Origin of the sequence: Gluconacetobacter liquefaciens (assembly GCF_003350405.1) — a bacterium.
Lineage (GTDB): Bacteria > Pseudomonadota > Alphaproteobacteria > Acetobacterales > Acetobacteraceae > Gluconacetobacter > Gluconacetobacter liquefaciens.
Genome location: NZ_QQAW01000001.1, coordinates 723,181 through 731,161 on the forward strand (window position 1 = coordinate 723,181; position 7,981 = coordinate 731,161).

Sequence of the window (7,981 nt, forward strand, 5' to 3'; positions counted from 1 at the left end):
CATTAAAGCCTTGAATAATCGCGGGAGAAGATGCGCGGCCGGATGCCGGCTACGAACCATGTCACCATCGAATAGATATCGTACACCGGCAGTCCAGTTGCGGCGGCGACGGCTGCCGCGTAGGGGGGCATGTTGGTGCACTCCAGAACGATCGCGCCGATATCGGGATTCTGGCGCACCAATGTCCGCGCTGCCTCCACGACGTCATGTTCCGCCAAACCGATATCCATCACGTCGCTGTCAGCCTTGATGAGGACACGGAAGAATTCGGCGCCGTTTTCGGTGCCGGCGACCGGTGTGTCGGCTGGGGCTCCGACGGCCGCAAGATGGGCGGGGGTCAGTGCCGCCGCGCAGACCGTGACGATGCCCGCGCGTCGGCCGGGGGGCAAGGTCGCGTTGACCCAGGGAACCTGCATGAGGGAGGAAGTCGCGACCGGAACGGCGAGGGCGTTGGCCAGTTGCGGCTGGAGCAGGGCGAGAAAGCCGCAATTGGTGGTGATGGCCGAAACGCCGAGTTCGATCAGCCGCCGACCGGCCTTGACGAAGCGATCCAGTTGATCACGGGGGTCGCCCAGGACGATGCGTTCGGGTGTGGCGCCTTCCACGACACAGAGCTGGACCGGAAACGGCCAGGTTTCGGCGTTGCCCATGTCGCCCGGAATGCGCGGGAAACGGGCTTCCAGCATCAGGATGCCAAGTGATACGCCGTATATGGCCCGTCCGCCACGTGCGATCATGTCCGCCATCGTCAGCCGTCTCCTATACTGCCAGTAACCGATTGACGCCCGTTTTCATGCGCTCGAGCGCGTCGTCGATCATTTTGTCGGATGCCGCGTAGGACAGTCGCAGATATCCCGGCCCGCCGAAACAGAAGCCGGGAACGATCGCAACATGGCATTCGTGCAGGAAATACCGGCACAGCGCGGCATCGTCGATGATACCCTTGCGTTTTAATTCCGGTCTGGCAAGAAGCGCGCGCATGTCTGCGAACGCATAGAATGCCCCGTCGGGCATGGTGCAGTGGACATGGGGAAGCGTGTTAAGGCCGGTGACGATCCTGTCCCGACGGCTGCGAAAGGCGTTGCGTCGGCTGGTTATGGCATCCTGCGGACCATCCAATGCCTCGATCGCGGCCGCCTGGCTGATCGAGCAGGGATTGGACGAACTCTGGCTCTGTACGATGGCCATGGCGGTGATGACTTCCGGCGCGGCGGCGGCGTACCCCACGCGCCAGCCGGTCATCGAATAAGCCTTCGACACGCCGTTGACGGTGACCACGCGGGGTTTGAGGTCCGGGCATGTCGCGGCCATCGTCGCGAATGGAGCCGGATCGTAGAGGACATGCTCGTAGATGTCGTCGGAGATGATGCCGACGCGCGGGACCGCGCGCAGCACTTCGCCCAAAGCCGCGAGATGCGACGCCCTGTAGACGGCGCCCGTGGGGTTGGAGGGGGAGTTGAGCAGCAGCCAGCGCGTCCGGGGCGTCAGGGTGGCTGCGAGCTGTTCCGGTGACAGGCGGAAGCCGGTCTCTTCGGAACACGGGACCACGGTTGCCGTGCCGCCGGCGAGGCGGATCATGTCGAGATAGGTTGTCCAGCATGGCGTGGGGACGATGACCTCGTCGCCCGGGTCCAGAGTCGCCATCAGGATATTGAAGAGTACCTGCTTTGCACCCGCGCCGACGCTGATTTCGTTCTCGGCATAGTCCAGGCCGTTTTCGCGCTGGAACTTACGGCGGATCGCTGCCTTGAGTGCGGCCGTGCCGTCGAGGGCCGTGTAACGTGTCTGGTTTGTCAAGATGGCATTGATGCCAGCCAGCTTGACATTGTCGGGGGTGGAAAAATCGGGCTCGCCCGCGCTGAGGGAGATGACGTCGTCATGAGAGGTGGCCAGTTTTCGTGCTTCCGTGCCGATGCGGATGATTTCTGAAATACCGATGCCGTTCAGTTTCGCGGATCTGGAGAATTCTGGCCAGCATCCCATGATTGCGTTCTTCCTATGCCTCTGGCTGATCGAGAATTTCTAGCAGGTCGGCAGCGGACAAGCCTCTTCGTTTGGCTTACTTTTGGTGCGGAAATCATTCCATTTTCAGGATGATGGATGGTTCGGATTTAGAGGGTGTTATGCACCTTGAGCGAGTATAGCAGCGTTTCTGGGCATGAAGCATGCGAAGCGGTTTGCTGTCGGTTTCGTGGCCTGCAGGTTAAGCTAGAGCACGTCCACCTTGATTCCGGTTCATACCCTGCGGCAGTGAAGAAGTTGGCACATTCGTCAGGGGTGAAAGCATCCAGGACTGATCCGACGGCGTCCCACAGGCTGTGACGGTTCTTGTGGCCTTGGTTCGCAGGAGGGCCTTGAACTTGGCGAATGCCATTTCGATCGGATTGAAATCGGGACTATAGAGAGGCAGGAACATCATCTGTGCCCCCGCTCGTTCGATGGCTTGTCGCGTCCCCGGACGCTTATGTGCGGGCAGATTGTCCAGCACGACGATATCGCCCGGGCTCAGCGTTGGCACGAGAGCGTGCTCGACATAGGCCTGAAAAATCTCGACGTTCATGGCGCCCTCATGTACGAAGGGTGCGGTCATGCCCGTGAGGCGCAAGCCCGCGGTGAAAGTCGTGGTTTTCCAATGGCCATGAGGAACTCCAGCCCGACAGCGTTCTGAGCGTACAGCGCGGCCCTGCAGGCGGCCCATCTTCGTGGAGAGGCTGGTTTCGTCGATAAAGACCAGGCGGTGCGGATCGAGATCGGGCTGGTCGTCGAACCAGTCCTGCCGACGTTTCAGGATATCTTCGCGTTCCTGATCCAATGCATGTGCGGTCTTTTTTTTGAATGTCCAGTGCCGCGCAAAGCCAACTGACCGGCCAGATCGGTCTGTATCTGCCCATTCCCCGGAAACGCCACAGTTGGGGTAGCGGTCAGTTCCCGTATCCAGCGGCGCAACACGCTCTCCGCCTCGTCATATCCACTCTCCAGTTCCTTCGTCACGATCCTTATCTTCGTGTTCCCGAAACTGGCAGCAGGCCAAATCGGTCTTCGGCATCATCGAAGGAGCCATAGGCTTCGCGCGCCTTTACCTGCTCGATCGACAGGATGCTTGACGATCAAAATCTATGCGTCTATTTCGTAATCAGATTATATCCGATTCGGACATATTAATGAGCACTTTCGAGCCTGCCGAAGCCTATGTCCGACAGAATGCCGGTCGGGCTGTCGAAAATCTGCGTCGGTTCGTCGAGATCGACACATCGTTTCCAGGTCAGCCTGACTACGCAGCTTTCGCAGACGCTGTAGAGCCAGTCCTTCATGAACTCGGTCTGAAAACGAGGCGACATCTCGTGCCTGAGGCACTCTGGCGGTCCAGGGATGTGCGGGTTGCTAGCGAGCGGGTGAATGTCGTTGCAACCGGGTGTTCGGCCCAGGAGGATCTCGGCCTTTATTTTCATGTCGACACAGTGCCTCCAGCTGAGGGCTGGCAATCCGACCCATTTGTGCTCGAACAGCATGACGATAGGCTTGTCGGTCTTGGTGCTGCGGATACGAAGGGACCGATGGCTGCCGCGCTTCTGGCGCTGGAAGCGGCCCGCGTGTGCGGATTGCGCATGCGCTATAATCCGGTCCTCCTGTTCTGTACCGACGAGGAGGGGGGGCTCTATCCAGGTGTTCGCTATCTTGCCGAACAGGGGCAGGTGCCACCGCTAACGATAAATTTCAATGGCACGCCGGAAGCCCGTATCTGGGCAGGCTGTTTTGGTCTCTTCAATCTCAGGATTCGCCTCTTTGGGCACACGACGCATGCCGGGGCGGCCGGGGCTGCGCGCAATGCGGTTGAAGGTGGCGTGCGTGTGCAAGCCGCTTTGCTCGAGTTGGCGGCAAATGTGCGGGCGCGAAAGTCAGCCATGCCGGCTCCGCCTTACGCGAAGGGTGAGCCGCTGCGTCCCAGCCTGTCGATCATGGCGGTGAGTGGTGGCACGGGCAGTGGCGGCCAGATTCCCTCGATCATGGATATCGCCGTCTCCCGCCGTTATGCGCCCGAGGAGCGGTTTGACGATATTTTCGCCGAGATCGAGATAGCGGTGCGAGAAAGCGTACCGGCGGGCCTGTTGTGTCAAATCGACATGACCGGCCATCTTTGCCCCACGTCCGATCCATATGGGCCGCATTGGCCGCGCTGGCAGGCGGCCGTTGCACGCGGCTTCGGCCATGCGCCAGACACGTTCCGCCGATGGGGATCGAGCAGTTGCTCGGACTTTGGTTGGGTGCAGAAGGCGACGCAACGTTCCGAAGTCCTTCTTGGCGGCCTGATAAGGCCGGAGAGCCGAGTCCACTCACCTGGAGAGTTCACGACGGTTCCCGACCTTGTGTCTCTTTCCATCACCATTCTGTCCTTCCTTTCCGAGGAATGTGACGAGGCGTCCTTCGTCGCCGACAAGGGAGAACGATAATGACTGAGAATGTTTCGCAGGAAGTCTGGCAGAAGGCGTTGGCTGCGCTTGATCCGGACCGAAGCGTGACGTTCCTCCAGAAACTGGTGCGCTGCAAGAGTTACAGTGCCACGGACGGGGAGCGTGCTCTCGTTCATCTTCTTGCTGACGACATGTCCGGTCTCGGTCTGGAAACCTCATTGATTCCTGTGCCTGGCGGACGGGTCAATGCCGTTGGTCGTCTGTCGGGAGCGGGGGGTGGTTGCAGTCTGCTCTTCAACGGGCACGTGGATACAAATCCTGTCACGGAGGGATGGACCGTCGATCCTTGGAGCGGTTTGGTGGACGACACGTTCATTTATGGGATCGGTGTGTCCAACATGAAGGCGGGAGATGCTGCCTATTTCTGCGCGGTCGAGACGCTGATGGCTGCGGGTATCCGTCTGAACGGGGACGTTCTGCTGTCTTATGTCGTCGGAGAGCTTCAGGGGGGGGTGGGAACAAAGGCTCTTGTCGACCACGGTGTGCGTGCAGATTATTTCATCAACAGTGAACCGACGGATCTGGAGATCCTGACGCTGCATGCCGCCGCGTTTGTCTTTGAAATTAGGGTACAGGGCGATACGCGACATCTCTCCAAGCGCGAAGAGGGCGTCGATGCGCTGTCGATAGCGGCCGCAATAATTCCTGACCTTAACGACATGACCTTTTCGGGGCAGCGGTCGGAGCGTCACGGATCAGTCAATCGCGTGCATGTCGGCACGATGAAAGCCGGTCTGGGATCGACATTCCAGGATTGGCGGCCCGCTCAGGTTGCAGATGTCGCGGAACTCCGGGGGTCCGGCCGCTATGCCGTCGGGCAGGACGAAGAGGGCGCGCGGCAGGATATGGAGCGTCTGCTCGATGTCCATCGCAAGCGTCATCCGAAAGCAAGGATCACATTGCATATACAGGGTAGCGACGGGCATCCGGTTATGCCCCCATTTGCCGAGAGCGAGACGGTGCCCGTCGTCGAGGCGGTCGCGCGTGCGTATACCTATGTGCGAGGTGGGGTACCGGGAAATGGTCAGACCCACCCTGCGCGCTTCTATGGGACTGACGCAGGGCATCTTCAATACCATGGCGGGATGCAGGGCGTAGTGTGCGGTCCGGGAGGTCGCTTTAATACGATGCCGGACGAACGGGTCGAATTGAGAGATTATATCGACATGATTCGTATCTACATGATCGCGATCATGCAGGTGTGTGGCGTAGCCAGTTCAGAAAAAGATGCGGGTCCAGAATAATATGTTTGTATCGTTTACAAAACATATGTAAATTACACTTGTTGTGGGGCCTCGAAGGCTCGGTCGGGGTGGAAGCGCCCTCGTGACATTCGAGCGTCTCGCGCTGGCGGGTGAATGCGGAAATGCCACGCGATCTCATGGGAATAGTGTAATGACTGGACAAACCATCGCAGTGTGCCTCGCGCCCGCAAACAGGAAGCGTCGCGCTCTGCGCGCATCCCTTCTCGGTCTCCTGATGGGCGCTGCCTCGACCTTTCCCTATCGGGATGCCGTTGCGCAGGATAACGGCGCGAGCCAGTCGAAGGGAGCCGTGTATAAAGCGAGCGCTGGGCACGGCGTGGATGCGGCCGCGCAGGAAAATCTGGTGATAAGCGCGAGTCGCCGTATCTTCAAATTCGCAAAGGCACAGCATCAACCCGATTCTGCAACACGTTTGAGTGCACAGGATATTTTGCGAAAAGGTATAGTTTCCATCAGACAACTGCAGACCCTCGCGCCGAACGTGACTATCCAAAGCATGATGGGGACTGCCAGCACCAATTTCTGGATCCGTGGCATCGGCTTCAACGACTACACCCAGAACAACACGTCGTCGGTGCTGACTTATGTCGACGATGTCGCCTTTCCGTACAGTACGATGTCCAACGGGATGCTGTTTGACCTTCAGGATGTCGAGATCGATCCAGGTCCTACCGGGACGAGCCATGGCCTGAACGACACGGGTGGTGAAGTGAATATCCGCACGGCCAATCCGACCGACGTATGGCACGCGGGCGTTTCGGAGGATATCGCGAGTTATGCGCGCAATCGCGTGCAGGGCTACGTCTCCGGTCCGATTACCGATAAGCTTGCTTTCCGTATCGCGGTGCAGAATCTCGAAGGTGGCGGTTATCAATGGAGCCCCGCCAACCATACGCATCTGGGCGATGCGAACGAGACTGCGCTGCGGGCCAAGCTTCGCTGGCGTCCGGACGAGAAGACCGAGATCATGCTTTCGGGACATTGGGTGCAGGACGATTCTCAGGTCGTCACTGGTCGGCCGATCCTGAATTTCCTTGCGTCCCAGAGCCTTCCGTCCCTTGGTTATCAGGAAGCGAATTGGGACCTGCGCCCGGGTTTCGCGCATCTGGTGGGTCGTTCGGCCGACATGAAGCCATCAGAGCACAATACATTTTGGGGTGCGGAGATCAACGCGTCGCGCGATCTGGATTTTGCGGTTCTGCGCAGCATCAGTGCCTTCGAGACGGAGCGCGAGGGTGAATATACCGACCAGGACGGAACGGTAAGCGCCACCGGCGACCAGTATCGCAACGTAGTCGCGAACGCATTCTCGCAGGAACTGCGTCTTTCTTCCCATGAGCAGAATCGCCTGCAATGGCAGGTCGGGATGACGTATACGCGCTCCAGGATGTCGCAGCAGTTTTTCAACGACTTTACGGATTACGTGCCGCTGCGTGGATATTATTCCGAGACGTCCTTTCGTCAGAACCAGCAGGCGTTCAACCAGTATGCCCACCTGTCCTATCGCCTGGCGCATCGCGTCACGATCTTTGGCGGGATCAGCCACGAAGCGGACGATCGTCAGCTTCTTGGTATGCGCACCGTGCATTTCGGTGTGAACGATCTTGGCTTTGCCAATAGCGGTGCGGCGGCGAACCAGTTCAGCGGGACGCTGGGCATTCAGTGGCAGGCGCTGGATCAGTTGCAGCTCTATTACAAGATGAGCAAGGGCTTTAAGCCTGGTGGCTTTTCCGCGAACAACACGATCCTTCAGCAACAGCTTCAGCCGTTCAAGCCGGAGTCCGTGCTGTCTTACGAAGTTGGCTTCAAATCGGATCCGATCAGGGACGTCCTGCGCCTGAACGGTGCCGCGTTTTACTACGACTATCACGGGCAGCAGGCCATCAGTAACTATCTTGTGCCGGACTACGGGCCTGTCGGAATGTATGTCAATATTCCGAAATCTTATATTTGGGGCGTCGAGTTCAATGCAGAGTTGCATCCCCTGAAGCATCTCTTCATCCGCCAGAACCTGGGATACGAGCGCGGGCAGTATCAGATCTTCCAGGCGCTCAACACCTCTGCTACCAACGCCTATTTTGCCGCCCATCAGAGCTGGCTTGGCATCTATACCAACTACGCGGGAACAGATTCCGGGATTCCGAAACTGACCCTTAGTGACTGTTTGGAAAGTCAGAAATTAGCTTGAAATCATGAGTTATACCAAGGCCATTTGGTCAGATTTTTTCATGTAACCAAATGTATCTT

General features: G+C 58.5%; 6 protein-coding genes and 1 pseudogene. 3 read left to right on the plus strand and 4 right to left on the minus strand.

Features of this window, described 5'->3' with window-relative positions; all coding sequences use genetic code 11:
* Positions 1-2: 2 nt before the first annotated feature.
* The 4 genes and pseudogenes from C7453_RS03210 to C7453_RS18850 all read right to left on the minus strand — a co-directional run bounded on the left by C7453_RS03210 (position 3) and on the right by C7453_RS18850 (position 2,991).
* Positions 3-746, minus strand: coding sequence for an aspartate/glutamate racemase family protein (locus tag C7453_RS03210; protein WP_114725897.1), 744 nt, complete (start codon positions 744-746; stop codon positions 3-5).
* Between the two features lie 13 nt (positions 747-759).
* Positions 760-1,983 carry a pyridoxal phosphate-dependent aminotransferase gene (locus C7453_RS03215; RefSeq protein ID WP_114725899.1) on the minus strand — a complete coding sequence of 408 codons (1,224 nt, stop codon included), beginning with the start codon at positions 1,981-1,983 and terminating at the stop codon, positions 760-762.
* A 245-nt stretch (positions 1,984-2,228) separates the two neighbouring features.
* Positions 2,229-2,848: pseudogene (locus C7453_RS03220) on the minus strand (IS630 family transposase); the annotation flags it as partial.
* A complete protein-coding gene (locus C7453_RS18850) occupies positions 2,785-2,991 on the minus strand; it encodes a hypothetical protein (protein ID WP_141289138.1) in 207 nt (68 codons plus the stop codon). The pseudogene C7453_RS03220 and the gene C7453_RS18850, both read right to left, overlap by 64 nt.
* Positions 2,992-3,161: 170 nt before the next feature.
* Here C7453_RS18850 and C7453_RS03225 point away from each other — a divergent pair, with 170 nt between their 5' ends.
* The 3 genes from C7453_RS03225 to C7453_RS03235 all read left to right on the plus strand — a co-directional run bounded on the left by C7453_RS03225 (position 3,162) and on the right by C7453_RS03235 (position 7,922).
* Entirely contained in the window at positions 3,162-4,448 is a 1,287-nt protein-coding gene (locus C7453_RS03225; protein ID WP_114726124.1) for a M20 family metallopeptidase, read from the plus strand.
* Entirely contained in the window at positions 4,448-5,713 is a 1,266-nt protein-coding gene (locus tag C7453_RS03230; RefSeq protein WP_114725901.1) for a M20 family metallopeptidase, read from the plus strand. Before C7453_RS03225 ends, C7453_RS03230 begins: the two co-directional genes overlap by 1 nt.
* A 151-nt stretch (positions 5,714-5,864) precedes the next feature.
* Positions 5,865-7,922, plus strand: a complete 2,058-nt coding sequence (locus C7453_RS03235; protein WP_114725903.1) for a TonB-dependent receptor — start codon at positions 5,865-5,867, stop codon at positions 7,920-7,922.
* The last annotated feature ends 59 nt before the right edge of the window (positions 7,923-7,981 follow it).

Coding starts and splice junctions, on each gene's coding strand:
- C7453_RS03210 (WP_114725897.1), bottom strand. CDS start 746: ATGGCGGACATGATCGCACGTGGCGGACGGGCCATATACGGCGTATCA.
- C7453_RS03215 (WP_114725899.1), bottom strand. CDS start 1,983: ATGGGATGCTGGCCAGAATTCTCCAGATCCGCGAAACTGAACGGCATC.
- C7453_RS03225 (WP_114726124.1), top strand. CDS start 3,162: ATGAGCACTTTCGAGCCTGCCGAAGCCTATGTCCGACAGAATGCCGGT.
- C7453_RS03230 (WP_114725901.1), top strand. CDS start 4,448: ATGACTGAGAATGTTTCGCAGGAAGTCTGGCAGAAGGCGTTGGCTGCG.
- C7453_RS03235 (WP_114725903.1), top strand. CDS start 5,865: ATGACTGGACAAACCATCGCAGTGTGCCTCGCGCCCGCAAACAGGAAG.